Raw genomic sequence first — 26093 nt, forward strand, 5'->3', positions numbered from 1 at the left:
GCTCAGCGGCGGCGGCGGCGCTGCTGGGCCTTGCGCTTGTACTTCTCCGTGGGGGTCTCGTGGTGGCGCAGACGCTTGAGGTCGGCAAAGATGCCGGCCCTGGACACCTGGCGCTTGAAACGGCGCAGGGCCGACTCGATGCCTTCGTTTTCGCCGACGGTGACCTGGGTCATGAAGCTGGGTGCGTCTTGCAGAGTGGATCAAACTAGCAACTGGGCCAGCGCGGGCTTCAGAAGCCCCTGAGCCCGGGATCGTTGATCAGGGCGTCACTGCCGAGCTGCACGTCCAGCTCCACAGGGCCCTCCTCAGCAGCGGCTGCCGGCATCTGCCCGTCAGCCTCCACATCCATCAACGCCTCAACAGCGGCGGTGGGTGAGGCACCCGGCCAGCTGTCGCGGTAGAGGTACACGTGGCCGAGGTTGCGACCGTTGTAGGCGCGGCGCTTGAGCTGCCAGCCCGGCTCCAGCACCAGCTTCAGGTAGTCCGTTCCCGGGCCGTTGGTGCGGGCCACCACCATCTCGGGCCCGATTCCGGAGCGGGTGGGCACCGCCAGCAGCAGGTTGTCGTCGCTGAAGCGCACCACGCTCAACCGGTAGCCGGGGGCCAGGTCGCTGTCGCCGATCCGCACCGAGTAGCCATTGGCATCGAGATAACGGCTACAGATGCCGGTGAAATCGAAGGTGGCCAGCAACGGCTCCACCAACGCCGGCTGACTGCCGTTCACGGCAAAGCAGGTCTGCCGGTCGTTGAGCTGCTCATAGATGTTGAGCTGAGCGCGCTCACCGTTGCCGATGGGAGCGGCCACCACGGCGAAATTACCGGGATCGAGCTCGGCGGTCTGGAACAGCGATGACGCCCGGACCGCCTGCAGCGCCGGGCCAGGGACCAGGGCCGACACGCCCACGGCGGCCAGGACAACGGCCAACGGGGTGGGAAGCAGCACGGAGCGGAGCATGGCAGGGGAGACCGGGCAGGCAGTCATGGTATGCAAGCCAGACCGGGCTCACCAGGGGGTGCACCTGGCAGCAGGGTTTCAGGCGGGCTTGTTGATGCGGATGGCCACCAGCAGGGTGGCCACCGTGCCGGGCAGGCTCAGGGCCAGGATCCAGCGGGTGGGCCCAAGCCCCAGGTTGGGATCGCCATAGGCCAGCTCGAACACGCAGCCGGTGGCCGCGATCCCCAGCACGCAGGCCAGGGCCAGGAACAGACCGGCCAGGGGTTTCATCGGCATGGCCAGCTCAGCGGATGGACTGCACGTCGCCGCGCTGGAAGCCGTGCTCCTGCAGCTCGCTGTTGAGGCTGAGTTCATCGGTCACGCGGTCTACGAACAGCACGCCGTTGAGGTGATCCATCTCGTGCTGGATGCAGCGGCCGAGCAGGCCATCGGCCTTGAGGCGACGGGGTCGGCCCATCTCGTCGCGATAATTCACCTCCACCGTGGAGGGGCGCACTACGTGGAGATACACACCGGGGATGCTCAGGCAGCCCTCCTCGTAGCTGTCGAGGCCGGAGCCGAAGGAACGAATCTCGGGGTTGATCAGCACCAGCGGTGGGCTGGCGGCGTTGTCGGGATCGAGATCGATCACCAACAGCTGTTGATGCACGCCCACCTGGGGGGCGGCCAGGCCGATGCCCTTGGCGGCATACATGCTGCGCAGCATGTCGCGGACCAGCTCGCGCAGCGATTCATCCACCTTGCCGATGCGTTTGGCGGGGGTGCGCAGCACCCGATCCCCCAGGGTGTGAATCGGCAGGGGCGGCTGGGCCATCGGCTCCTTGGGCACCTGCACCGTGCGGCCGGGTTGCTCCGCCGTGCGGGCCATCTGGGCGAAGCTGCGTGCCAACGCTCTCTCTTCCTGGTTGTGCCAGTTTAAGGCGCATCAACCAAGAACCGGTCGCGGCATCCCCCATGCGGCAGTCGATGCGGCAGTCGCACATAGCGGGCCTGCCCCCGCCCGCGGGCCTGCCCCTACCTGCGGCCCTGGTGGTGGGGCGCACCCCCAGCCTGCGCGAGCCGTTGCTGCGCGGCGGGTGGCTGTTCTGGCTGGAGCAGCGCCCCCTGGAGGGGGGCCGCACCACCCTGATGATGCGAGCCGCTCGGCAAGGTGAGAGCGCAGCGGTGGAACTCACCCCGCCGCCGTGGAACCTGCGCAGCCGGGTGCATGCCTATGGCGGCGGCAGCTATGCCGTCGACGCCAACACGCTGGTGTTCGTGCACGACGGCGACCGCTGCCTCTGGCGCTGCCGGCTGGACCCGGCCAGCGGCCGGCCCCAGGAGGCGCCCCAAGCGCTCACCAGCCCTGGCGAGCGGGCCTTCGCCGATGGTCTGATCGACAGCTCCCGCCAGCGCTGGATCGGCGTGATGGAGGCCGATGGGCGCGACCTGCTGGTGGCGGTACCGCTGGCCGGCGGCGAGCCCGCCGTGCTGCACCGGCCCACCGATTTCTGCGGCTACGCCTGCCTCAGCCCCGACGGCGGCCAGCTGGCCTGGGTGGAGTGGCAGCAGCCGCACATGCCCTGGGAGCGCAGCGAGCTGTGGCTGGCCGAGGTGGCCGCCGACGGCAGCCTGCACGAGCCCCGGGTGGTGGCCGGATCAAGCGCCACCGATGCCCAGGCCGTCTCGGTGTTTCAACCCCTCTGGCTGGGCAGCGATGAGCTCGTGGTGGCCAGCGATACCAGCGGCTGGTGGAACCTGCAGCGGCTGCACACCCGCTCCGGCCGCTGGCAGAGCCTGCTGCCGATGGCGGCCGAGTTCGCCATGCCCCAGTGGGTGTATGGCATGCGCACCAGCGCCTGGGACGGGGGCCAGCTGATCGCCGCGGCCTGCCGGGAAGGCGTCTGGGAGCTGGGCCGGGTGGCCCTGGAGACGGAGCTGGTGGGCAGGGCTGAGGCCTGGCAGCCCCTGGCCCTGCCCTTCGACGATCTGGCCGGCCTCAGCGCCGAGGATGGACGGCTGGTGGCGGTGGCCAGTTCCCCCACCACGCCCCAGGGACTGCTGGAACTGGAGCTGGCCGGCGGCCACTGGCAGCACACCCCCGTGGCCGTCTGCCCGCTGGCGCCGGAGGCGATCAGCCGGCCCCAGGCCTGGTGGTTCGCCGGTCACGGCGGCGAACGCACCCATGCCTGGTATTACCCGCCGATCGGCGGCGCCACTGCCCACTCCCCCCTGCTGGTGAAGGGCCACAGCGGTCCCACCGGCATGGCCCGGCCAGGGCTGAGCCTGGCGATCCAGTTCTGGACCTCCCGCGGCTGGGGGGTGGTGGATGTGAACTACGGCGGCTCCACGGGCTTCGGCAAGGCCTACCGCGAGCGCCTCGACGGCCAGTGGGGCGTGGTCGATGTGGCCGACTGCGCCGCCGCCGCCCGCTCCCTGGTGGGGGCGGGGAAGGCCAGCGCCGCACGCATCGCCATCGAAGGCGGCAGTGCCGGCGGCTTCACCGCCCTGGCAGCCCTGTGCTTCAGCGACGTGTTCCGGGCCGCCGCCTGCCGCTATCCGGTCTGCGATCCGGCGGCCCTGGCCGTGCATGACCACCGCTTCGAGGCGCGCTACCTCGATGGCCTGATCGGGCCCTGGCCCGAGGCCGCCGCCACCTACGCGGCCCGCTCCCCGCTGGCCCATGCCAACCGCATCCGCTGCCCGGTGATCCTTTTCCAGGGGCTGGAGGACACCGTGGTGCCGCCGGAGCAGACCGAGCGCATGGCGCTGGCCCTGACGGCCAACGACATTCCCGTGGAGGTGCACCTCTTCGCCGGCGAAGGCCATGGCTTCCGCGACGGGGCCGTGCAGCTCCAGGTGCTGGAGGCCACCGAAGCCTTCTTCCGCCGCCAGTTCGGCCTGGCCGCACCGTGAACGTCCTGCCGGCCTTCTCGCTGGTCTCCCTGGCCTTCGCCGCCCTGGGGCTGCTGCTGGCGCTGGGGCGGGCGATCGGGCCGGCCCTGGGACTGCAGCGACTGGGGCTGCCGGCGGCGGTGGTGGCCGGGCTGCTGGGGTTGGCGATCGGCCCCGAGGGCCCCTGGCCGCTGCTGCCAGCAGCGGTGGAGGAGCTCTGGGCCCGCCTGCCCACGATCCTGCTCACCCTGGTGTTCGCCACCCTGATGCTGGGGCGCCCCCTGCCCGCCCTGCAGAGCTTCTGGCGACCCGCCGCCGCCCAGACCCTGCTGGGGCTGACGCTGGGCTTCGGCCAGTACCTGATGGGGGCCCTGGCGGTGCTGCTGGTGCTGGGCCCGTTGCTGGGAGTGAATCCGCTGATGGCCTGCCTGATCGAGGTGGGCTTCGAGGGCGGCCACGGCAGTGCGGCGGTGATGGGGCCGATCTATGCCGACCTGGGCTTTGGCGAAGGCGGCGATCTGGGCCTGGCGATGGCCACCGTGGGGCTGCTCAGCTCCACGGTGCTGGGGGGAGTGCTGGTGGTGATCGGCCAGCGCCGTGGGTGGCTGATGGCCCTCGAGCCGCTCGCCCTCGAGGCGGCACTCCCGCAGCCCGCCGCCAGCCCCCACCAGCCCAGCTGCCCCCTGCCCGCTCCGGCCACCGGTCGGGAGCGGGGCCAGGCGGCCGTGCTGATGCTCAACCTGGGGCTGGCCGGCCTGGCGGTGGGGCTGGGGGTGCTGATGCAGGCAGGCCTGGACTGGGCTGCCACCCCCCTCCAGGGGGCCTGGCACACAGTGGTGGACGCCCTGCCCGTCTATCCCCTGGCCCTGGCGGGATCGCTGCTGGTGCGCCTGGTGCTGGAGCGCAGCGGTTTCAGCGATCTGGCCTCGCCCCAGCTGCAGACCCGGCTGGGGGGGCTGGCCACCGATCTGCTGATCACCGCGGCGATGGCAGGCCTGAACCTGGCCCAACTGACCCAGAACTGGCTGCCGCTCACGGTGCTGGCGGTGGCCGGCCTGGGCTGGAATCTGCTGGTGGTGCTGGTGCTGGCCCGCCGCGTGCTGCCCGTCGACTGGTTCGAGCGGGCCGTGACCGAATTCGGCCAGGCCACCGGCGTGGCGGCCAGCGGCCTGCTGCTGCTGGGCATGGCCGACCCCAGCAACCGCAGCGAGGCTCTGCCCGCCTTTTCGATCAAGCAACTGCTGCTGCAGCCGGTGCTGGCCGGCGGGGTGGTCACGGTGGCGGCACCGCTGGCCGTGCACAGCTGGGGGCTGCCGCTGTGGTGCGCGCTCTGCTTCGCACTCACCGTGCTCTGGATCACACTGGCCCTGCTGCTGGCACGCCGGCAGGCCTGAGCCCCCCATCCCATGAAGCTGTTCGATGTGCTGATCGCCTTCGTGGCGCTCAGCCTGCTGCTGCTCCTTGCCACCGCCCTGCGGCAGCGCTGGGGCCTGCTGCGCGGCCTGGGCCTGCCGGAAGCGCTGGTGGCGGGCCTGCTGGGGCTGGCGATCGGCCCCTTCAGCCCCCTGCGCCTGTTTCCGGAGAGCGTCTACACGGTGTGGAGCCAGACCCCGGGGGTGCTGATCAACGTGGTGTTCGCCAGCCTGTTCATCGGCCAGACCCTGCCCAGCCGCCGCGTGCTGTGGCAGCGGGCCGCCAGCCAGACCGCCTTCGGCATGGTGCTTGGCTTCGGTCAGTACCTCGTGGGTGGACTGGTGGTGCTGGTGGTGCTGCGGCCGCTGCTGGGCACCAATCCGCTGATGGCCTGTCTGATCGAAGTGGGCTTCGAGGGCGGCCACGGCACCGCGGCCGGCATGGGCTCCGCCTTCAGCCGCCTGGGGCTGGAGTCGGGCGAGGCCCTGGGCCTGGCCATGGCCACCATCGGCGTGCTGGCGGGGGTGCTGGTGGGCAGCGCGCTGGTGGTGATCGGCCGCCGGCGCCAGTGGCTGCTGCAGGAGCCGCCTCAGGCCATGACCCGCTCAGCGGCCCGCCCTGAGGTTGCGGCGGCAGCGTCCCATTCGGCCACGATCGACGGCTTCACCCTCAATCTGGCCCTGATCGGTGGCGCCATCGGCCTGGGGGTGCTGCTGCGCCAGGCTCTGGTGAGCCTGGCCGGCGCCCTGGGCGGCCAGGAGAGCGCTCAGCTGTTCAGTGCCCTGCCCCTGTTCCCCCTGGCCATGGTGGGGGGGCTGCTGGTGCAGCAGCTGCTGCGGTGGCAGGGGCATCCCCGCCTGGCATCGGTGAGCGCCCAGCGCAGCATCGGGTCGCTGGCCATGGATGTGCTGATCGCCGCGGCCATGGCCAGCCTCAACCTGCCCCTGGTGGAAGAGGCCTGGCTGCCGCTGCTGGTGCTGGCCCTGGTGGGCCTGGGCTGGAACGTCAGCGTGTTCCTGTGGCTGGGGCCGCGGCTGTTCCGGGATGCCTGGTTCGAGCGGGCGATCGCCGATTTCGGCCAGAGCACCGGAGTCACGGCCACCGGACTCCTGCTGCTGCGCATGGCCGACCCCTATGGCCGCAGCCCCGCTCTGGAGGCCTTTTCGTTCAAGCAGCTGGTGTTCGAACCCTTCCTGGGCGGCGGGCTGATCACGGCCTTCGCACCGATCGCCCTGGTGGCCCTGGGGTTGCCGCTGTGGACCCTGCTGGCCCTGGGCCTGACGGCCACCTCCCTCGCGTTCGGCGCCCGCATGGCCCGTCAGCTGCCGGCGGGATCGGCGGCGCCGTAGTTGAGCTCGGCCATGCGAGCGGCCACCCGGGCCATCTCGGCGGCCTCAAGCAGCGGCGGCTCCCCCAGCCGCAGAGCCTCGAGATACATCTGGGCCAGGGTCTCCACCTCCAGAGCCAGCGCCACGGCCTGGTCGAGATCCCGGCCCAGGGTCACCTGGCCGTGGTGGGCCAGGAGGCAGGCCCTGCGCGCGCGCAGGGCCTCGAGGGCACGATCGGACAGCTCCTGGCCGCCGAACGTGGCGTAGGCGGCGCAGCGGATGTCAGCGCCACCGGCCTGCACCACCATGTAGTGGAAGGGCGGGATACCGCGCCCGTGGCAGGCGAGGGCCGTGGCCCGGATCGAGTGGCAGTGCACCACGGCCCCCACCTCGGGCCGGCTGCGCAGAAGGTCGGCGTGCAGGCGCCACTCGGAGGAGGGCCGCCGCCCCGGGGCGGCCTGGCGCACCCGCCCGTTGGCATCGAGTTCCACCAGGTCCTCGGTGCCCATCCGCTCGCAGGGCAGGGAGCTGGGGGTGATCAACAGCCCGTCGCCCAGGCGCAGCGAGAGGTTGCCGGCCGTGCCTTGGTTGAGACCAAGGGCCGAAAGCCGCTGGGCGGCGGCCAGCAGCTGGCGCCGGCTCTGTTCCCTCGCCTGCGCCATCGCGGATCGCCTGCTGCGGTGACCCTACGGACCCGGCGACGGAATCCCGATGCCGAGGGCAGAGGCCTGATTCGATGGGAACGTCGCCTTAACGACGACTTAACCTGCCCCCGCCTGCCGCCAGCCCAATGCGCAGCCGAAGACGACAGGGCCTGCTGATGGTGCTGGCGGGGCCACTGCTGCTGGCCTCCTGGCTGGCAGCAGGGCCGATCCGGCCGCTGTGGGACGGGCTCGACCGCTGGTTCTTCTCCATCACCAACGCCAGCCTGGGCCTCAGCCCGCTCTGGGATGGGCTCTGGGCCATCACCAACCACCGGCTGTTCGACCTGCCGGCAGCCCTCACCATGGCGGGCCTGTTTCTGTTCTCGGGCCGCAGCAGCAGCCCCCCCGCTGGGCCACGCTGTTGGTCCATGCTCTGATCGGGGCGCTGCTGGGCCTGCTGGCCCAGGGCTTGATCTATAAGTGGGTAGATCTCAGCCGTCTCAGCCCCACCCTGGAGCTGCCGGGCAGCCAGCGGCTCAGCGAGCTGACGCCCTGGATCCGCACCAAGGACGCGTCCCGTGGCAGCTTCCCCGCTGACCATGGCCTGATCCTGTTCACGCTCACCCTCTATGGCTGGCGCGTCCTGGAACCCTGGGCCCGCTGGAGCGCCGCCGCCGGCGCCGTGCTGTTCACCCTGCCGCGGCTGATGAGCGGGGCCCACTGGCTCACCGACATCCTCTGCGGCTCGATCCCGATGGGACTGATCACCGTGGGGCTGTACCAAGGGCTCGGCCTCGACGGTCCGATCGAGCGCCGCATCGTGCCCCTGCTGGAACACTGGATCCGGGCGCTCACCCCGGCACGGCTGCGGCGCTGGCTGGATCGGCAGCCACGCCGTACAGCCTGCTGAGGCCGTCCTCACTGGCCGGGGTGACGCAGCGCCACGTAGTACGGCACGCCGTTGTCGCCGGCGGCATGGGGGCAGGTGGGCTGGAGCGAACTGAGGAAGTCATGGCGGGGCAATCCTGAGACAGCCCACCAAGGCCATGACCATGACATCCGAGGCCAAGCCTGCAGGCCTGATCCAGCGATTCCGTGAGGAGCTGGAGGTGCGCCGCTATGCCCGGCGGACGGTGGCGACCTATGAGCAGTGGCTGCGGCGATACCTGCGCTTTCACCGGATGCGGCATCCCCGGGAGATGGGAGAGGCTGAGATCAATGCCTTCCTCAGCCATCTGGCCACGCAGGAGCACGTGAGTGCCTCAACGCAGAACCAGGCCCTGGCGGCACTGCTGTTTCTCTATCGCCGGGTGCTCGGCAGTGATGTGGGGAACCTGGAAGGGGTGATCCGCGCCCGAAGGCGGCCGCGCCTTCCCGTAGTGCTCACGGTGGCGGAGGTTCGCGCCGTACTGGGTCATCTCGATGGAGCCGAGAGCCTGGTGGCCCAACTGCTGTATGGCAGTGGCCTGCGGCTGATGGAGGCGCTCCGCCTGCGGATCAAGGATGTGGATCTGGAGCAGCGCTGCATCACCGTGCGCTGCGGCAAGGGAGACAAGGACCGGCGCACTGTGCTTCCTTCCAGCCTGGTGGAGCCCCTGAAGCGGCACCTGCAGGGCGTGAGACGTGTGCACCACGCCGATCTCGCTGCCGGCTGGAGTGCCGTGGAGTTGCCCCATACCCTGGAGAGGAAATACCGCAACGCGGCCCGGGAATGGGGCAACTCCACGGCAGAACATCGAGGGAAGGCACCATCTCGATCCCAGCCTTGTGCAGCGCGCCGTGCGCGCAGCCGTGCAGGCCGCGGGGATCAGCAAACCGGCGACCTGCCACACCTTCCGCCATTCATTCGCCACACACCTTCTGGAGCAGGGAGCCGACATCCGCACGATTCAGGAGCTGCTCGGCCACAGCGATGTGAAAACCACCATGATCTATACCCATGTGCTGAATCGCGGTCCCTCAGGAGTTCGCAGCCCCGCAGACCTGCTCTGAGGAATGGAGAGATCTTCCGCGGACCGCGTAACAATCCATGAAGCAGGTAGCGATCCCCAAGAAGCCTTGCTACAGCTAAACTGTCGAAAGTCGAGGAGGTGAACTCTCGCAGCTTATGCGACAAAGAATTGGCTGGCGCGAGCTTCTGTGGACTGCCGAATCACTGTTAGGTATCCAAGCGTGAAGCATCGATTGCCAGGGCCAGAAGACCTGACCGCAGAGATGCTTATAGAGCAAGTTGCTGAGCTCCGTGAGATTGGCATTTGCGAACAGGAACCCATTCAGCTGGCACTGGCGCAAAGCATTATCATTAACTCTCTCGGTGGTGAGTTCTGGGCAAGCGAATGTACTTCTTTCGGGAAGAAGCAGGAGTTCTTCGCACAGAAGTCTGACGTACGCGTCATTCATCTTGCACACGTGCTTTGGTGTCTAAAAGGGAGCCCGGGCTTCCACGACTTTCTCAAGAAAAACGATAGCAATAATTTTGAGTCTACATACTATGAGGCAGTTGTCGCATATCTGTTTTACAAGGAGTCCTGCTCGGTTGAGCTGGTAATCCCGTCTCAAGTCAGGGGAGAGGATTTCGACCTCAGGATTAAAGGCTTCGGAACATATGCAAGCCTAAACGTCGAGGTTAAAGCTCGGCGAAACATCTTCCGCAGCCAAGACCAAGCCTTGAATTTCCTAAAGAGTCACCGGAGCCAGCTTCCCAGGGATATGAACGGCGCGATCTTCATCAAGTTAGATATAGGCAACGGATCCATCGATCAGGTCGCACTTATTTCTGCTACCAAACGTTTCTTGAAAGACACATCCCGTGTCAAGTTTGTCGTGTATTGCTGGGACGGATCCCCTATAGAGAATGCCATTGCTCTTGAGTATTGCGCCGTTGACTTGAATGGTTCCATGGGGGCGATACTTGGTTCGGCATTCCGACCAGTTGCTCCACAGTTCATGATTGATGCGGCAATCATGAACAAAAATACCTAACATCATCATCCACCCGGCCCGTTTCAGAATCTAGGTTCATTGGCCATGGTCCCTACGGGCGGGTGATGATGGGCGTTCGGCTAGGGAGGTGAGTCGCTTCGAGGAGGCCATGTCGATCCTCGAGGCGGTGAAAGAGGTGATGCGACTGCGTGGGTCGGCGATGACGGTCGCCGAGGTCTACGGCGACGTCATTGCGGCTGGCCTGTACACCTTTCACGCCGACAACCCGCACCAGATCGTAGCGGGCCAGATTCGCCGGCATTGCATCGGGCTCGTCTTCCCAACCGCGACCCAGTCCAAGCACTTCCGGATCGTCGATCACAACAAGTGCTACTTCCTGGATACGCTGACCGCGGCGTGGTTCGATCAGGCGGGGTGCCGGGCACCGCTGGCTGCGCAAGGGAGCGCTGCCGGCGAGGGCAATGTTGTGGATTGACGGTGTGGGGTGAACCCGCGGCCGCTGGCCGGCCGCGGCGGGGGAGCGGTGTGCTCGTGCGGCGGGAATGCGGCTCAATGGGGCCGGGGATCGGTGCGTGCGGACGGTTGCGGCCTGGTTGACAGTGTTGCACGCAGGGGCCAAGATCGGAATATCCGGTCGTGTGTGACTGGTGCTTGTACTTCCTACGCGCTGCCTGACTAGGGGAGAGACATGCCAGACATCAGAAGCTTCGGCCCCGATCTCATCGTCCACCCAGTCTACGACCCGGCAATCAAGGCCTTGCTCAACAAATGGCGGCTTGTGCGGACGGCGCGGATATTGGTCGTGGTCGATCCCAGCATTGCCGTCGCACCCGTGCCGAACGGCTTCGGCATCTCGCGCGTGATCGAGCTTATCCGCAACACCCGGATCGGCTGCCTGCGGTTCCGGGTCGATATCGCCCAGCGCGGGCTCGGCTCGCCCGCGGTGGTCGCCTCGCCTTCGCCGACGCAGCCGAAATACACCAATTTCCGCTTCAATATGCTCGATGGCGGCGCGGCCGTGATCGACCAGTACGAACAGATTTGGTGCTTCGGCTTCGAGCCCGACAACAACGGCACGACGAACGACAGCCCGATCATGGCTGCTGGCAATTTCCCCTCCACCGATGCCGAGCTGACCAAGCTCGATGAATGGATGACGGAGAAGAAGGGCGGCCTGTTCGGTACGGGCGATCACCACTATCTGGGCGCGTCGATGTGCCACCGCATTCCCCGGCTCGGCACGATGCGGCGCTGGACCAATGCCGACGGGGTTCCGACCCAGTTCGGCACCACCCGGATCGACACGCTGCGCCCACCCTCGGCGGCGTTCGAGCCCGGCGCGCCCGGCGGCCCGCAATCCCTCGACAACACGCCGCATCAGGGCGACCTGACGGTGCAGCCGATCACCTGGCTGCCCGATGCCTCGGTGCGGATCTCGTTCATCCACTACAAGCGCCGCCCGCACCCCGTGCTGTGCCACCCCGAGCTCGGGCCGATCAACGTCATGCCCGATCACGCCCATGAAGGCTGGTGCGTTCCCGAACCCGATCTTGCGGCCAAGAAGAAGTTCAAGAACGAGCCAGAATATCCCGATGCCATCGACGGCGGCGACAAGCCCGCGCCGCAGATCATCGCGGTCGGAAGCAATCTGGGGCATCCGCCCTACAATTTCGGGAAGGGGCCGCAGGCGGCCCGCGTCAACAACCCGATGATCTCGGTCTATGACGGGCACCGCGCCGGCGTCGGCCGCGTGGCGACCGACAGCACGTGGCACCACTGGATGGATGTCAACATCGACAACATCGCCATCGCCAACACCAATGATTGGAAGAAAATCGGCCGCTACTTCCAGAACCTGGCGGTCTGGCTCTGCCCGCCGGGCTTCGGCACTTCGTGCTTCCACGCGGCGGTGGTCTTCAGCCATTTCGAGGCCGTCGGCTTCCAGGAATATTACCGCGATGCCCCGGTGCTCGAACTGGGCGAGGCGGCGCGCAAGCATCTCTACCTGACGCTCGGCCCCTGCTGGGTGTCGCAGTTCCTGATCGACATCATTCTCGATTTCAAGCTGGTGAGGCGCGAGCTTATTCCGGACATCCGCAAGCGGCTGCCGGAGGTCACCTTCGACAATGTGCTGCTCGAACAGCTGGTGCTCGGCCACATGGTGAAGGCAACGTTCGACCAGGCCGAGGAGATCAGGAGCGCGGGCGGCGCGATCGAGAAGCTCCAGCTCAAAGAGCTGCCCGAACCCGCCAGGTTCTTTGCCGAGCCGATGAAGAAGGCGGTCGGCGAGTACCGGGACACGACGCGTCAGGCCGCCGAAAACCACCTGAAGGGGCTCGACATGCTGTTCAGCTGAACGCACAACAGTGCCCAACCGGATCTCTCTGGAATTAGGGCTTGCTGAATTACCCAGATCTATTGCGCCGCATTCCCTCCTCATCTGACCGCACAGAGGCCATGACGGCCGCCGAACAATACCATCCACCTGAGCCGCCTCCATATAAGCCTTTGCTTTCTCCGCCAGCTCATTGCGGCCAGGCGATGGCAAGCGTTAAGCGTATGCATATCGTAACCTGGAACTGCAATGGTGCATTGCGCAACAAGCTCGATGCTTTAGACGCCTTGAATTTTGATATTGCCGTCATCCAAGAGTGCGAGGATCCTGGACGCTCCACGAGTGCTTCGTATAAGTCATGGGCGAAGAACTATCTGTGGACTGGACAGAATAGGCACAAGGGGCTTGGAGTGTTCGCTGCTCCCGGAGTAAAGCTTGCCCCTGTTGATCTTGATCTAGGCAAACTCGAATCGTTTCTTCCGTGCCAGGTTCACGATAGCTTCTTGCTCGTGGCTGCATGGACTCGGCAAGCAAACTCACCTACCTTCCAATACATTGGACAGCTCTGGAAGTTCATTCAAGCTCACCGCGCCGTGCTTTCAACTCAGCCAATGGTGATCGCGGGAGATCTGAATAGCAATGTCCGCTGGGATAAATGGGATCGCTGGTGGAACCACACTGATGTAGTCAGAGAGCTCTCGGAAATGGGCCTGGAGAGCGTCTACCACCGTAGTCGCGGAATTCCGCAGGGTTCAGAACCGGAGCCAACCTTCTTTTTACAGCGGAATCCTGCCAAGGCGTATCACATCGATTACGCCTTCGCGCCTGTTGCATGGCTAGGTGACTGTTCAGCTTGGGTTGGTGAATCAGACCAGTGGTTGCAATGGAGCGATCACATGCCTCTCGTAGTTCGAGTGGATCTTCCCAATGATGCCTAACATGCCCCCTGAGTGGACAGGCCACCAGCGATTCTCTGCTTGCGTTTTAGACTATTTGCCTGCCACTCAGGGGCAGCGTTATATCGCTACGTGGTTGTGTAATCGAGATGCATCCTAAATTGGCATGGATACCTGTCCAGTTGGTGATGGTTGTCATCGGTCTAAGTGGAATAATATTGGCCAACTCACGATTTGGAGGCGCGTTCTTCTGGGGGTTGCTCGTGGTGGTCGCGCCATTGGCTTGCGCCTATTTCATCTTGTTTCGGGTGGTTCCCGTCCGTTGTCCGAGCTGCAAGGGAAAGATGAGATTTCGAACCATCAGGCGTGGGATAGGCCCGGGATCACAAAAGGCAGAAACCCGGCTTCTGCACGGCTTTGTGTGCGCCAGGTGTTCCGAAGAAGATCTTCATGAGATCCCATTCAGCTAGAGATATAACCAATCGTTGCACGGGTCGCCTCCTTGCGGGCGGCGCCCGTGAACTCGATGCGTTAACTAAGAAACGGTGACGGGTACGCCCACCACCAGCCACAGACTGACCGCCCGCCTGTTCACCCCTTCTCCCCAGAAAGACCCGCAACCCTACCTCTCTCGGCGGCTCCACGCCCCGCGCTCTGATCAGGCCGCTCACCAGCGGTGCCGGCGTCAGGTCGTACGCCAAGCTGGCGCCATCGCCAAGGCGCTCCACCGCTGCTACCACTGCGGGTGATCCGCGTCGCGTCGCACCATGGCCCTGCGCACCAGCCTGTTTCTGCTCACCAACCTGGCGGTGGTCGCCACAATCGCCGTGCTGCTCGGCCTGGCCACCGCCGCCGGTCTCCTGCCCAGCGACCTTCCCTTCATCCCCCTGCTGATCGGCAGCTTCTTCTGGGGGGCCGTGGGCTCCTGGATCTCGCTGCAGCTGTCGCGCGAATCGGCGATCCGCGGCATGGGCGTGCAGCTTGTGGATCAGACCAGCGCTCCGGAAGCCCGCTGGCTGGTGAACACCGTGGCCGCCCTGGCCGGGAAGGCCGGCCTGCCGATGCCCGATGTGGGCGTCTACGCCGCGCCCGAGTTCAACGCCTTCGCCACCGGGCCCTCCCCCGATCGCGCTCTGGTGGCCGTGTCCACCGGCATCCTCGAGGGCATGCCACCGACCGAGTTGGAGGCAGTGCTCGGCCATGAGCTCAGCCACGTGGGCAATGGCGACATGGTGACCATGACCCTGCTGCAGGGGGTGGTGAACGCCTTCGTGCTGTTCCTGGCACGGCTGCTGTGGTTGGCCCTGCCCCGCGGCAGCGACGAGCAGGGCCGCGTTCGCGCTCCCTCCCCGCTGCTGGTGCAGCCCTTCGAGCTGCTGCTCGGCCTGGCCGGATCGCTGGTCACCGCCTGGTTCTCCCGCCACCGGGAATACCGGGCCGATGCCGGCGCCGCCGCGCTCGTGGGTGCCGAAGCCATGACGGCTGCCCTGGAGCGCCTCGGCGCTGCCGTGCAGCTGGCGGACCGGCGCGATGGCCCCGCCTTCGACACCCTCAAGATCGCCGCACCACCGGCCCTGCTCGGCCTGTTCGCCAGCCATCCGCCCCTCGAAGACCGCATCCGCGCCCTGCGCGAGGCCCAGGCGGTTCAGGCGGTCGCCCCGTAAAGCCCGCGCAGCCCCGCCTCGCTCGCCGGCGCCACGCCCCGCTCGGTGATCAGGGCGGTCACCATCCGCGCCGGCGTCACATCGAAGGCCGGGTTGAAGGCCGTGCTGCCCTCCGGTGTGAGCCGCACCCTGGTGATCGACCCGTCGGCGCCCAGGCCCTGGATGTACGTCACCTCCTCGGCGCCGCGGGCCTCGATCGGGATCTCCGCCAGCCCATCGCTGATCGCCCAGTCGATCGTGGAGCCAGGCAGGGCCACATAGAAGGGCACGCCGTTGTCATGGGCAGCCAGGGCCTTGAGGTAGGTGCCGATCTTGTTGCACACGTCACCACAACGGGTGGTGCGGTCGCTGCCCACGATCACCGCATCCACCTGGCCGTGCTGCATCAGATGGCCGCCGGCGTTGTCGGCGATCACCGTGTGCGGCACCCCCTCCCGGCCCAGTTCCCAGGCGGTGAGGCTGGCGCCCTGGTTGCGCGGCCGCGTCTCATCCACCCACACGTGCACCGGCAGTCCGGCCCGGTGCGCCTTGTAGATCGGCGCCAGGGCCGTGCCCCAGTCCACCGTGGCCACCCAGCCGGCGTTGCAGTGGGTGAGCACGTTCAGGGGCTCGCCCTGGCGGCCGGCTGGCCTTGCCACCGCCAGCTCCTGCAAGAGGCGCAGGCCGTGCTCGCCGATCGCCTCGCCCATGGCCACGTCCTCATCGGCGATGGCGCCCGCCTCCGCCTTGGCCGCCTCGGCCCGCTCGGCCGGGGGCAGCGGCTGCACCCGCGCCCGCACCCGCTCCAGGGCCCAGCGCAGGTTGATCGCCGTGGGCCGGGTGGCATTGAGCTGCTCGAACGCCGCCGCCAGCGCCCCATCACCGGGATCGGCCTGCAGCGCCAGCATCAGCCCGTAGGCCCCGGTCACACCGATCAGTGGCGCCCCCCGCACCACCATCGTGCGAATCGCTTCGGCCGCCTCGTCGCAGCTGCGCAGGCTTCGGGTGCTGAAGCGGTGGGGCAGCAGCGTCTGGTCGATCACGCCGATCGCGTGGAGGCCCGAGCGCCCGTCGGGCTCCAGCCAGATCGTGCGCCAGGGCCTGCCGTCGATGTTCATGGCTGCGGGGTGAGGGCGGAAGGGATGCCCTGATCATCTCCGTCCAGGTCTGGCAGGCGCTGGCTGCTCAGATCGGCCGGTACCCGAACCAGTCCGGCACCTGGGGCTGGCTGCGGCCCTGGGGGTGGGGCTCCAGGTGCACGTGCCAGCGATCGTCGCCCAGCAGCTCCAACTGCTCGAGGGCCAGGCAGTCGTCCACGGCGGCCAGGTCGTCCTTGTGCTGCTGCAGCTCGCCCCGCAGCCACTGGCGCCTGGCCGCCGCCTTGGCAGCCTGGGCCGAGCGGGCCACCACCAGGCCGAAGTGGTGCAGCTCCGCCAGCGAATCGGGGCGGTAGGCGCCCAGGTTCACAAACCACAGCCGCTCAGCCCTGGGGGCGCCAGGCTCGCGCCCCAGGCTCACCGTCCAGCCATCCACCGCCCGCACCGCCATCCAGGCATCCAGGTGCAGGCCCTCACGCCGCCCGAACCACTGCCGCCGCAGCTCCGGGATCGCCGCCTCGATCGTGGCAGCGGCCACGAAGCGCACGTCGTGCAGCTCGATGCGGCAGCCCGGCGCGCGGCCCCCCAGCACCGCCAGCAACAGCTGGGGCAGCGGTGGGGGCAGGCCGGGCATCACGGGCTCAGGCATCGCCGACTCAGGCATCGCTCCACACCACAAGAGGCTCCCCTTTGCTGTCACCAGGTGGTCTGTCGCCAGCCGGAACCGGACAACGCCAGGCTGGCAGCGCACTCCCGTCCCCGTCCTCCATGGCTGCAGCGCTCGCGTCGATGCCCGCCCTGGGGCTGGGCACCTGGAAGGCCGCCCCCGGAGAGGTGGGCGCAGCGGTGCGCTCCGCCCTGGCGCTGGGCTACCGCCACATCGACTGCGCCGCCATCTACGGCAACGAAGCCGAGATCGGTGCTGCCCTGCAGGGGGCACTGGCAGAGACAGACCTGCAGCGCCAGCTGCTCTGGATCACCTCCAAGCTCTGGAACGACTGCCACGCCCCCGAGCAGGTGCGCCCGGCCCTGGAGCGCACCCTGGCCGATCTGCAGCTCGACCATCTCGACCTCTACCTGATCCACTGGCCGGTGGTGCACCGCCAGGGGGTGCTGATGCCGGCCATCGCCGCCGACCAGATCCCCCTCGAGCGGCTGCCGTTAGCCACCACCTGGGCGGCGTTGGAGGAGCTGGTGGATGCGGGGCTGGTGCGGCAGATCGGCCTGGCCAACTGCAGCGCGGCCAAGCTCGCCGCCCTGCTGCCCCACTGCCGCCACCGGCCGGCGGTGAACCAGGTGGAACGCCACCCCTGGCTGCAGCAGATCGCTCTGCTGGCCTATTGCCGCGAGCAGGGCATCGCCGTCACCGCCTACTCACCCCTGGGATCCCCCAGCAGCGGCGGCCCGGCACCGCTGTTCAGTGATCCGGTGATCACCGCCATCGCCGCGGCCCACGGCGTCAGCCCGGCCCAGGTGCTGCTGGCCTGGGGCATCACCTGCGGCACCGGCGTGATTCCCAAGTCGGTGCGAACCGAGCGGCAGGCGGCCAATCTCCAGGCCGCCCTCCAGCTGCAGCTCAGCCCCGACGAGATGGAGCGGATCGCCGGCCTCGACCGGCACCATCGCTTCGTGGATGGCAGCTTCTGGGAGCTCCCCGGCGGGCCCTACAGCCGCGCTGCCCTCTGGGATGAACCCACCACGGTCTGAATGCAAGCGGGGGTTGGCTGCGCTCAGGGCTGAATGCGCACGGGCGTGCCCACGGCCGTGCGCTCGAACAGCCAGCGGGCGGTGGCACGGCTCAGGCGGATGCAGCCACGGCTGCGAGGCACACCGAAGCACTCGCCGGCGTCCTCCTGCCAGGGAGCGGGATGCAGGCAGTAGAGGTCGGCCCCCAGACCGCCACCGCCGAGGCACATCACATCGGCCACCGGCGGGGTGCGGTAGTCGCTGCCGGAGAGAGGAGTGTGGGCGTACTTGCTGGCGATGTGGAAGTCGCCCACCGGCGTGGGGGAGGCGGCCACACCGGTGGACACCGGGGCGCTGTAGATGGGCTGCGCGCCTCCGGCGTAGGCGTGCAACCGCTGGCTGGAGAGATCAATCAGCAGCAGGGTGATCAGCTCCAGCACGGCGGGCCGCCGGAATGCAGCCTCAGCATGGCGGGCCGCTCAGCTGTGTTCGCGCAGGAAGCCGATCGTGCCCTCGAGCTCCTCGGCGAAGCGGTCGATCTCCTCAGGCGTGGTGGTGAAGCTGAGGCTGGCGCGGGCCGAACCGGGGATGCCGTAGAGGCGGTGCAGGGGCTGGGTGCAGTGGTGGCCGCTGCGGATGCAGATGCCCGCCGAATCGAGCAGGGCGGCGATGTCGTTGGCATGCAGGCCGTCCACCGTGAAGGCGGCCAGGGCGCCGCGGTGGGGCTGCTGATCAGGCGTGGGGCCAAGAATCGTCACCCCCTCGATCGCCTGCAATCGCTGGAACAGGCGACGGGTGAGCCCCTGCTCCCAGGCGTGGATGCGGTCGAGGCCGATGCCCTCGAGGTAATCGAGGGCCGCTCCCATGCCGATCGCCTCACCGATGGCCGGGGTGCCGGCTTCGAACTTGTGGGGCAGCTCCGCCCAGGTGCTGTGATCGAGAAACACGTCCTGGATCATCTCGCCGCCACCGAGAAACGGGGGCATGGCCTCCAGCAGGGCTTCCCAGGCCCAGAGGAACCCCATGCCGGTGGGGCCGCAGAGCTTGTGGGAGCTGCCGGCGAGGAAGTCACAGCCCAGCTCGCGGACGTCGACCGGCATGTGCGGCAGGCTCTGGCAGGCATCCACCAGCACCAGGGCGCCCACCGCATGGGCCAGAGGTGCGATCTCCGCGATCGGATTGAGACAGCCGAGGGTGTTGCTCACCTGCACCAGGCTCACCAGCCGGGTGCGCTCGTTGAGCTGGGCCCTGAAGTCGTCGAGATCCAGTTCGCCGCTGGGGGTGAGGCCCACATGGCGCAGCACACAGCCGGTGCGCGCCGCCAGCATCTGCCAGGGCACCAGGTTGCTGTGGTGCTCCATCACCGAAAGCAGCACCTCATCGCCCTCACCCAGGTTGACCTCACCCCAGGTGTGGGCCACCAGATTGATGGCCTCACTGGCGTTGCGCGTGAACACGATCTCGCGAGGGCTGGCAGCACCCACGAAGCGCGCCGCCTTCCCGCGCGCCGACTCGAAGCCTTCGGTGGCGCGCGCACTGAGCTGGTGGGCACCGCGGTGCACGTTGGCGTTGTCGAAGCCGTAGTAGCGCTGCAGGACCTCGAGCACCTGGCTGGGCTTCTGGCTGGTGGCCGCATGGTCCAGGTAGATCAGCGGCTGACCGAGACAGGCGGTCTGCCCCAGCAGCGGGAAGTCGGGCCGGGTGAGGGCCGCCAGGTTCTCAGCGGCAGGTGCGGCACCCGGATCCCCCAGGCGCGGCCCCGATGGAGAACGAATGGCGGGAGAAGCGGTCATGGTGGTCAGGCGGCTCCCAGCAGAGCGGTCATGGGATCGTGGCGAAGCGCCCCGGCCGGCAGCTCCCGCAGCACCTCCTGGCAGAAGGCGCGCTGCAGCAGACCGGCGGCCGTCGTGGAGTCGATGCCCCGGCTACGAAGGTAAAAGAGTTCTTCGCTCTGCAGCTGGCTCACGGTGGCGCCGTGGGCACACTTCACGTCGTCAGCGACGATCTCGAGCTCCGGTTTGGTGTCGATGCGGGCCCGATCCGAAAGCAGCAGCGTGCGGCTGAGTTGGGCGGCGTTGGTGCGCTGGGCGAGGCGGGGCACCTGCACGGCCCCGTTGAACACGCTGCGGCCGCTGCCATCCGCCACCGCCTTGTGCAGCTGATCGAGCTCGCCCTCAGGGCCATCGAAGCGCACAAAGCTGTGGGTGTCGGCCAGCTCACGGCCATCCACCCGCTGCAAACCCAGAAGGCGGGTGCGGGCGGCGCCCTGCTCCTGCACAACGCGGGGCTCATGGCGGGCGAGCACCCAGCCACTGGACACCAGCGTGGCCTGCAGCTCACTGCCGCTGGCCTGGCGTACGGCCAGATGGTGGAACAGGGCGGCCTGGTTGTGGCCCTGGGCCAGACAGCCCAGCTGCAGCCGGGCGCCTTCACCGAGCACCACCTCACTCACCAGGCTGAGCAACTGGCGCTGGGCGGGAGCGGGGGCGGGAACCTGGAGCAGGTCCAGCCGGGCACCGGGCTCCAACACCAGCAACAGCCGCCAGGCCACCACACCCTCGCCAGCGGGCGCGGGCAGGGGCAGCTCCAGGGTGCCGGCGTCACCCTCCACCTTCAGGGCCAGCAGGGCGGGCCGGGCCCCGGCATTGAGGAGCACCGGCCAGTGCTGCTGGCAGCCACTGACCGCCAGGGCAGTGCCCAGCTGGGCCTCGGCAGCGGCGCCGGCCAGACGGGTCACGCCGGCGGGCAGGCTGAGCTCAGCCCAGGGGTCCCCACGCTGGTCAGCGGCCGGGGCAGCCACTCCGGCCGGAATGGCAGCCAGGGAGGAGAGATCGGTGAAGCGCCAGTCCTCCTGGCGGCGCGTGGGCAATGGTGCGCCGGCCAGGTCGGCCAGCCAGGCGAGGGACGCGGCGGTGGATCCGGCGGCTGCAGCCTGCACGGCAGGAGCGGCCACCATCAGGCCACCTCCAGCGGCTGGCGTTCGCCCTCGGCGTCCAACCGCGCCAGCTCCGCATCCACCCAGTCGTAGCCGCTGCGCTCGAGCTCGAGCGCCAGCTCCTTACCGCCGCTGCGCAGGATGCGGCCGGCGGCCATCACGTGCACGGCGTCGGGGGTGATCAGATCCAGCAGGCGCTGGTAGTGGGTGATCAACAGGGTGGCGTTGTCGACACTGGAGAGCTGATTCACGCCCGAGGCCACAATCCGCAGGGCGTCGATATCGAGACCGGAATCGGTTTCATCGAGAATGGCCACCACCGGCTCCAGCAGAGCCATCTGCAGGATCTCGTTGCGCTTCTTCTCGCCACCGCTGAAGCCTTCGTTCACGGAGCGATCCAGAAAGGCGGGGTCCATCTGCACCACCGACAGTCGATCCCGCACCAGGTCCTCGAAGGCGAAGGTGTCGAGTTCCTCCTCCCCGCGCTGGCCCCGGCGGGCATTGGTGGCCACCCGCAGGAATTCGAGGTTGCTCACCCCGGGAATCTCCACCGGATACTGAAAACCCAGAAACAGGCCGATGCGGGATCGCTGTTCGGGGTCGAGGCTGAGCAGATCCTCACCCTTGTAGAGCACACTGCCAGCAGTCACGGTGTAGGCGGGATGGCCCGCCAGCACCTTGGAGAGGGTGCTCTTGCCGCTGCCATTGCGACCCATCACGGCATGGATTTCACCGGCTCGAATGCAGAGGTTCACCCCCTTGAGGATGGGCTGGTTCTCCACCGAGGCGTGCAGATCACGAATCTCTAGAAGAACCGGTGCGTCCGGGCGTATCACGGCAGAAAGGGAACGGGGAACGGGAGAAGAGAGCTGAGGCGGGGGACGTGGGCGTGAGGCCAGGCGATCAGCCCACGGAACCCTCGAGCTTGAGGGCCAGCAGTTTGTCGGCCTCGGCAGCGAACTCCATGGGCAACTGGTTGAACACGTCGCGGCAGAAGCCACTCACCATCATCGACACAGCCTCCTCGAAGCCGATTCCCCGGCTCTGCAGATAGAAGAGTTGATCTGCGGAAATCCGGCAGGTGCTGGCCTCATGCTCGATGCTGGCCTGGGGCTGCTGGCAGCGAATGTAGGGGTAGGTGTTCGCGGCCGCCTGATCGCCGATCAGCATCGAATCGCACTGGCTGTAGTTGCGAGCACCCACAGCCTTGGGGCCGATCTGCACCAGGCCGCGGTAGCTGTTGCTCGAGTGACCGGCACTGATGCCCTTGCTCACGATTGTGGAGCGGGTGCGGGGGCCCACGTGCACCATCTTGCTGCCGGTATCGGCCTGCTGACGATTATTCGTGAGGGCCACGGAGTAAAATTCTCCCACCGAATCGGCACCCTGGAGAACACAGCTGGGATATTTCCAGGTGATGGCTGATCCGGTTTCCACCTGGGTCCAGCTGATGTGGCTGCGATCACCGCGACAATGTCCGCGCTTGGTGACAAAGTTGTAGATTCCGCCCACGCCATTCTCATCACCGGCATACCAGTTCTGAACAGTGGAGTACTTGATGGAGGCATCATCGAGAGCCACCAGTTCAACCACAGCTGCGTGCAGCTGATTGGTATCGAACATCGGCGCCGTGCAGCCTTCAAGATAGCTCACCGTGGAGGCTTCCTCGGCGATGATCAAGGTGCGCTCAAACTGGCCGGTGTCACCGGAGTTGATGCGGAAGTAGGTGGAGAGCTCCATCGGGCACTCCACGCCCTTGGGAATGAAAACAAAGGACCCATCACTGAAGACGGCTGAATTCAGGGCCGCAAAGTAATTGTCGTTGGTTGGCACCACCGTGCCGAGGTAGCGCTGCACCAGCTCCGGATGGTCTTTGACTGCCTCGCTGATGGAGCAGAAGATCACACCGTGCTCAGCAAGCTGCTCACGGAAGGTGGTGGCAATCGAAACACTGTCAAACACCGCATCCACCGCCACATTCGAGAGGCGCTTCTGCTCGCTCAGCGGGATACCAAGCTTTTCGAAGGTTTCCAGCAGCTTGGGATCCACCTCATCAAGGCTTGCCTTTTTATCTTGCTGCCTGGGGGCTGCATAATAAATGATCTCCTGGAAATCGATCGGGGGGTATCCCAGGGTGGCCCAGTCAGGCTCATCCATCTGCAGCCACTGGCGATAGGCACGCAGGCGGAAATCAAGCAGAAACGCAGGCTCCTGCTTCATCGAAGAGATCAGCCGCACCACCTCCTCACTGAGGCCCTTGTCGATCTTGTCGGTGGCGATGTCGGTGACAAAGCCGTACTTGTACGTCTGGGAAACCAGATCACCAACGGTTGCGGAGCTGCTCATGGTGAAGGGGGAACGGGACTGAACAGGGGGGGGGGATCAGCTGCTGGCCGTGGCAGCGTGAATCTCTGCAGTGGTGATGGTCTGCTTCTCGCCGCGGAAGGGGTTGTCCTCGGTGAGGAACAACATGCAGTGGCACTCCTTGCGCTCGCGCATGGGCACACAGGGGCAGTTCCAGAAGGCCTGCGCCACCTCCGCCTCCTTGTCTTCGTAGTGGCGGCAGGGGCAGAGGGCACCACCAAGGTCTTCCTTGTGCTTGGCCAGGCCCTCCAGCACCACCGCCGTCACGCCGGGGTCACTGCAGAAATAGGTCCCAGTGCGCTGGGCGTAGGTTTCCGCGAATTTGCGGATCACCTCAAGGTTCTCAGGACTCGCAGTGGCACTGGCAGAGGCGGTGGCGCCTTGATCTGCGGCAGTGTTGGCATTGTTGGTGTCGGACATAGCGGCGGAAGAGCTGCACAGCGGAGAAAGGAGCCAACTCTGAGCACCGGTGGAGCGGAAAGCGCGGGCGGCCGGAGCAGAAAGCGGGGCAGAAGCCGTGAGGCGGATCGACAATCCTGGAACGGCCACGGTGGAGCGGCCGACTGGATAGGAACCGCCCGGTTGCGAAACCAGACCGGTTGCAGAACCAGAACCAGCTGAAAAGCCAGATCCAGCTGCGGAACCAGTTGCGAAACAAGGCTGTTTCGATATTCGCAACCCTAGGGCGGCGATCCGGCTGTTGGGTCCGCCGTCATTGTGCCGCCCCGGTCCCTGGGCGGCTGGCCCCAGCGAATCCCCAACTCCCACCCATACGTGGCATGGTGAAACCGCTGGATCCCGCCCATGGGCATGCGCACAGTCACTGCCAGCGATCCTGCAACGGTCTCCGCGGCCAAGGTCGCCACCAAGCTCGCCACCGAGGACGCCACCGAGGACGTCGGCGAGCACGTCGATGTCGAGATCAGGAACGTGGTTATTGAGGAGGTCGTAGAGGAGGTCGTGCCCATGGATCGAGCCCACACGATTCCCACCGTGGAGTCCAATCCGGCGGCGGAGTCTGCGCCCGGTGCGATGCCTGCGGGTGACGCCTCAACCCGGGAGGCCGTGCTCTCCTCGCTGCTGCGGCACGGTGAGCTCACCGCCGCTGAACTGGCCAAGCTGCTCGGGGTGTCCGTGCAGGCCATGCGCCGCCATCTCCGCGGCCTCGAGGTTGACGGGCTTGTACAGGCGAGCACCACCACGCAAGGGCCCGGCCGGCCCAGCAACCGCTGGCAGCTCACCGCCAAGGCCCGGGCCCGCTTCCCCGATGGCAGTGAGGATTTCGCCCTCGGGCTGCTGCAGTCGATGGCCCACGCCCTGCCGGCCCACACCATCGAGCAGCTGCTCACCCAGCAGGCCCATCAGAAGGCGGCGGCCTACCGGGCGCACATCGGGCCGGGCCCGCTGCAGCAGCGCCTGCAGCAACTGGTCGAGCTGCGACGCCAGGAGGGTTTTGTGGCCGAGTGCAGCCCGGATCCGGAAGGGCAGGGCTGGCTGATGCGCGAGTTTCACTGCTCGGTGATGCGCATCGCCGAACAGTTTCCCTGTGTCTGCGACCAGGAACTGCGGCTGATCCGTGAAACCTTCCCCGACTGCCAGGTGGACCGGGTGCACTGGCGGCTGGAGAAGGGCCATTCCTGCGGCTTTCGCCTGCGGCCCTTCGCCGAGGCGGCCCATGTCGAGGCCACTCAGCCCTGAGCCCCATGGAGGCTGATCAGCGCTGCGGTCCACTCACGAGCGCCGAGGTGCAGGAGCTCGACTCCACCCTGCTGCCGGCCCTGGAGCGCCATCACCTGCGTCTGCTGGCCCATGGCCTGCGCAGCCTGCAGGCGGCGGCCAGCCGCCGCCATGGCGAGGGTCCCGATCCGGACGCACTCAGGAACTGGGTTCTGGCTCAGCCGCAGGTGGCCGACACACCGGAATTCGCCGAGGTGTTCCTGCAACAGCTGCAGCACCTGGCCAGCCAGCTCGAAACCATCGCCGCCGAGCAGCGCTGTGCGCCCCTGGCCCTGAATCTCGATCAGCTGGTGCACTGGGCGCGCAGACAGGCGGATCAGCGCACCAGCAGCCACACCCCCAGCAGCCCCAGCCCGGCGGCCAGCCAGCCCCGCGGCCCGGGCTGATCCCCCTCCAGAGGCGCCAGCAGCACCGCCATCAGGGGGGCTGTGGCCAGTAACGCCACCGCCAGGCCGACCGGCAGACGCAACAGCGCCAGCTGTTGCAGGCCGATCCCAGCCGTGGTGCCCAGCAGGGTGGCGGCCAGCACCAGCGGCCAGCGCCGACCGGCAGGACGGGGTTGACCGCGCCCCAGGACCGGGCCCAGCAGGGCCGGCAGCAGCGGCAGCAGCACAAGGCAGGCTCCCAGGAGCCGCACACTGGAGGCCTGCAGCGGCGAGATCGGCTGCAGGCGCAGCGCCGCCCGGGCCAGCAGGGCACCAGCGCTGCCACAGAGCAGGGCCAGCAGGGCCAGCAGCAGCCCGAACCGCTGCGATGCCGGTGTTGGCGAAGCGGCGCTGTCAGCGGCCGCTGGCAGCTGGGGTGAACGCTGCAGCGCCACCAGCACCAGCGCCAGGCTCACCAGCGCCGTACCGGCCCATTGCTGCGCTGCCGGAATCTCAGCCAGCAGCAGCACGCCGGCGGCACTGGTCACCGCCGGTCCACCGGCCTCCACGGTGAGGGTGCGGCGGGTGCCCAGGCGGCGCAGGGCCGCGAAGTAGAAGCTGTCGCCAGCGGCGATACCCATCACCCCACTCACCAGCAGCAGGGCCATGGGGATCGGTGCCACCGCTGGCAGGGCGAGGGCCAGCAGCGGTAGCTGCAGCGCCAGGGCGATCAGGTTCTTGAGCAGATTCAGCTGGGCCGGCCCCAGGGAGGTGGGCAGACGCCGCCACAGACCACTCGCCAGCGTCCAGCCCAGGGCGGCCAGCAGGGCCGCCGCCACCCCAGTCGCCACCGCAAACGCCACTGCGCCCTGCGATCA

The 26093-nt window shown here is 67.4% G+C and carries 27 protein-coding genes and 1 pseudogene; 14 read left to right on the top strand and 14 right to left on the bottom strand.

The annotated features are described in order from the left end of the window. Positions 1-2: 2 nt before the first annotated feature. The 4 genes from rpsU to def form a co-directional block, all read right to left on the bottom strand. The gene (rpsU, locus tag KBY96_RS10725) at positions 3-173 is read right to left on the bottom strand and encodes a 30S ribosomal protein S21 (protein ID WP_254967436.1); all 171 of its coding nucleotides are present in this window, start codon (positions 171-173) and stop codon (positions 3-5) included. A gap of 56 nt (positions 174-229) precedes the next feature. Further along, positions 230-955, bottom strand: coding sequence for a DUF3747 domain-containing protein (locus KBY96_RS10730; RefSeq protein WP_254979366.1), 726 nt, complete (start codon positions 953-955; stop codon positions 230-232). 78 nt (positions 956-1033) lie between these two features. Beyond that, the gene (locus tag KBY96_RS10735) at positions 1034-1231 is read right to left on the bottom strand and encodes a hypothetical protein (protein ID WP_254979367.1); all 198 of its coding nucleotides are present in this window, start codon (positions 1229-1231) and stop codon (positions 1034-1036) included. 7 nt (positions 1232-1238) lie between these two features. Continuing rightward, positions 1239-1844 (bottom strand): peptide deformylase, encoded by a 606-nt coding sequence (gene def, locus KBY96_RS10740; RefSeq protein ID WP_254979368.1) that lies wholly within the window; start codon positions 1842-1844, stop codon positions 1239-1241. 65 nt (positions 1845-1909) lie between these two features. Here def and KBY96_RS10745 point away from each other — a divergent pair, with 65 nt between their 5' ends. Genes KBY96_RS10745 through KBY96_RS10755 form a run of 3 tightly spaced genes read left to right on the top strand, consistent with a single transcriptional unit; the run spans position 1910 to position 6591 of the window. Further along, entirely contained in the window at positions 1910-3850 is a 1941-nt protein-coding gene (locus KBY96_RS10745; protein ID WP_254979369.1) for a prolyl oligopeptidase family serine peptidase, read from the top strand. Further along, entirely contained in the window at positions 3847-5223 is a 1377-nt protein-coding gene (locus KBY96_RS10750) for a sodium/glutamate symporter (protein WP_254979370.1), read from the top strand. Before KBY96_RS10745 ends, KBY96_RS10750 begins: the two co-directional genes overlap by 4 nt. 12 nt (positions 5224-5235) lie before the next feature. Then, a complete protein-coding gene (locus KBY96_RS10755; RefSeq protein WP_254979371.1) occupies positions 5236-6591 on the top strand; it encodes a sodium/glutamate symporter in 1356 nt (451 codons plus the stop codon). Here KBY96_RS10755 and KBY96_RS10760 read toward each other — a convergent pair. Continuing rightward, on the bottom strand, positions 6561-7232 hold the full coding sequence (locus tag KBY96_RS10760) for a class II aldolase/adducin family protein (RefSeq protein ID WP_254979372.1): 672 nt from the start codon (positions 7230-7232) through the stop codon (positions 6561-6563). The genes KBY96_RS10755 and KBY96_RS10760 overlap by 31 nt on opposite strands. 128 nt (positions 7233-7360) lie before the next feature. Between KBY96_RS10760 and KBY96_RS10765 the strand changes: the two genes are divergently transcribed. The 8 genes and pseudogenes from KBY96_RS10765 to htpX all read left to right on the top strand — a co-directional run bounded on the left by KBY96_RS10765 (position 7361) and on the right by htpX (position 15052). Then, complete coding sequence (locus KBY96_RS10765) at positions 7361-7651, top strand: hypothetical protein (protein ID WP_254979373.1); 291 nt, start codon at positions 7361-7363, stop codon at positions 7649-7651. Then, entirely contained in the window at positions 7636-8124 is a 489-nt protein-coding gene (locus tag KBY96_RS10770) for a phosphatase PAP2 family protein (protein WP_254979374.1), read from the top strand. Before KBY96_RS10765 ends, KBY96_RS10770 begins: the two co-directional genes overlap by 16 nt. A gap of 142 nt (positions 8125-8266) precedes the next feature. Further along, a pseudogene (locus KBY96_RS16545) lies at positions 8267-9206 on the top strand (integron integrase). Between the two features lie 180 nt (positions 9207-9386). Further along, positions 9387-10196 (top strand): hypothetical protein, encoded by an 810-nt coding sequence (locus KBY96_RS10785; RefSeq protein WP_254979377.1) that lies wholly within the window; start codon positions 9387-9389, stop codon positions 10194-10196. 109 nt (positions 10197-10305) lie between these two features. Further along, positions 10306-10632 carry a hypothetical protein gene (locus KBY96_RS10790; RefSeq protein ID WP_254979378.1) on the top strand — a complete coding sequence of 109 codons (327 nt, stop codon included), beginning with the start codon at positions 10306-10308 and terminating at the stop codon, positions 10630-10632. A gap of 213 nt (positions 10633-10845) precedes the next feature. Further along, positions 10846-12513, top strand: coding sequence for a hypothetical protein (locus tag KBY96_RS10795; RefSeq protein ID WP_254979379.1), 1668 nt, complete (start codon positions 10846-10848; stop codon positions 12511-12513). Between the two features lie 101 nt (positions 12514-12614). Further along, on the top strand, positions 12615-13430 hold the full coding sequence (locus KBY96_RS10800) for an endonuclease/exonuclease/phosphatase family protein (RefSeq protein ID WP_254979380.1): 816 nt from the start codon (positions 12615-12617) through the stop codon (positions 13428-13430). Positions 13431-14155: 725 nt separating this feature from the next. After that, positions 14156-15052: a protease HtpX gene (gene htpX, locus KBY96_RS10805; RefSeq protein WP_254979381.1), complete on the top strand. Its 897-nt coding sequence runs from the start codon at positions 14156-14158 to the stop codon at positions 15050-15052. Here the strand turns inward: htpX and mtnA are convergent. Next, entirely contained in the window at positions 15034-16149 is a 1116-nt protein-coding gene (gene mtnA / locus KBY96_RS10810) for an S-methyl-5-thioribose-1-phosphate isomerase (RefSeq protein WP_254979382.1), read from the bottom strand. The genes htpX and mtnA overlap by 19 nt on opposite strands. A 67-nt stretch (positions 16150-16216) precedes the next feature. Next, the gene (locus KBY96_RS10815; RefSeq protein ID WP_254979383.1) at positions 16217-16777 is read right to left on the bottom strand and encodes a DUF1543 domain-containing protein; all 561 of its coding nucleotides are present in this window, start codon (positions 16775-16777) and stop codon (positions 16217-16219) included. A 119-nt stretch (positions 16778-16896) separates the two neighbouring features. On the opposite strand from KBY96_RS10815, the gene KBY96_RS10820 reads away from it, so the two are divergent. Next, positions 16897-17835: an aldo/keto reductase gene (locus KBY96_RS10820; protein ID WP_254979384.1), complete on the top strand. Its 939-nt coding sequence runs from the start codon at positions 16897-16899 to the stop codon at positions 17833-17835. A 23-nt stretch (positions 17836-17858) separates the two neighbouring features. On the opposite strand, the gene KBY96_RS10825 is transcribed toward KBY96_RS10820, so the two are convergent. The 6 genes from KBY96_RS10825 to KBY96_RS10850 all read right to left on the bottom strand — a co-directional run bounded on the left by KBY96_RS10825 (position 17859) and on the right by KBY96_RS10850 (position 23533). Continuing rightward, positions 17859-18254 carry a L,D-transpeptidase gene (locus KBY96_RS10825; protein WP_254979385.1) on the bottom strand — a complete coding sequence of 132 codons (396 nt, stop codon included), beginning with the start codon at positions 18252-18254 and terminating at the stop codon, positions 17859-17861. 39 nt (positions 18255-18293) lie between these two features. Further along, the gene (locus KBY96_RS10830) at positions 18294-19607 is read right to left on the bottom strand and encodes a SufS family cysteine desulfurase (protein ID WP_254979386.1); all 1314 of its coding nucleotides are present in this window, start codon (positions 19605-19607) and stop codon (positions 18294-18296) included. Between the two features lie 5 nt (positions 19608-19612). Next, positions 19613-20770: a Fe-S cluster assembly protein SufD gene (sufD, locus tag KBY96_RS10835; protein ID WP_254979387.1), complete on the bottom strand. Its 1158-nt coding sequence runs from the start codon at positions 20768-20770 to the stop codon at positions 19613-19615. Then, on the bottom strand, positions 20770-21585 hold the full coding sequence (gene sufC, locus KBY96_RS10840; protein ID WP_254979388.1) for a Fe-S cluster assembly ATPase SufC: 816 nt from the start codon (positions 21583-21585) through the stop codon (positions 20770-20772). The genes sufD and sufC overlap by 1 nt, the downstream gene beginning before the upstream one ends. 67 nt (positions 21586-21652) lie before the next feature. Next, entirely contained in the window at positions 21653-23095 is a 1443-nt protein-coding gene (gene sufB / locus KBY96_RS10845) for a Fe-S cluster assembly protein SufB (RefSeq protein WP_254979389.1), read from the bottom strand. A 36-nt stretch (positions 23096-23131) separates the two neighbouring features. After that, positions 23132-23533 (bottom strand): ferredoxin-thioredoxin reductase catalytic domain-containing protein, encoded by a 402-nt coding sequence (locus KBY96_RS10850; RefSeq protein ID WP_254979390.1) that lies wholly within the window; start codon positions 23531-23533, stop codon positions 23132-23134. Positions 23534-23923: 390 nt separating this feature from the next. On the opposite strand from KBY96_RS10850, the gene sufR reads away from it, so the two are divergent. Next, positions 23924-24811, top strand: a complete 888-nt coding sequence (gene sufR, locus KBY96_RS10855; RefSeq protein ID WP_315859492.1) for an iron-sulfur cluster biosynthesis transcriptional regulator SufR — start codon at positions 23924-23926, stop codon at positions 24809-24811. A gap of 5 nt (positions 24812-24816) precedes the next feature. Further along, positions 24817-25236, top strand: coding sequence for a hypothetical protein (locus tag KBY96_RS10860; protein ID WP_254979391.1), 420 nt, complete (start codon positions 24817-24819; stop codon positions 25234-25236). Here the strand turns inward: KBY96_RS10860 and KBY96_RS10865 are convergent. After that, positions 25167-26078: an EamA family transporter gene (locus KBY96_RS10865; protein WP_254979392.1), complete on the bottom strand. Its 912-nt coding sequence runs from the start codon at positions 26076-26078 to the stop codon at positions 25167-25169. The two genes, KBY96_RS10860 and KBY96_RS10865, sit on opposite strands and share 70 nt — an antisense overlap. Positions 26079-26093: the final 15 nt, after the last annotated feature.

The sequence above is a fragment of the Cyanobium sp. ATX 6A2 genome, assembly GCF_024346355.1.
Taxonomy (GTDB): domain Bacteria; phylum Cyanobacteriota; class Cyanobacteriia; order PCC-6307; family Cyanobiaceae; genus NIES-981.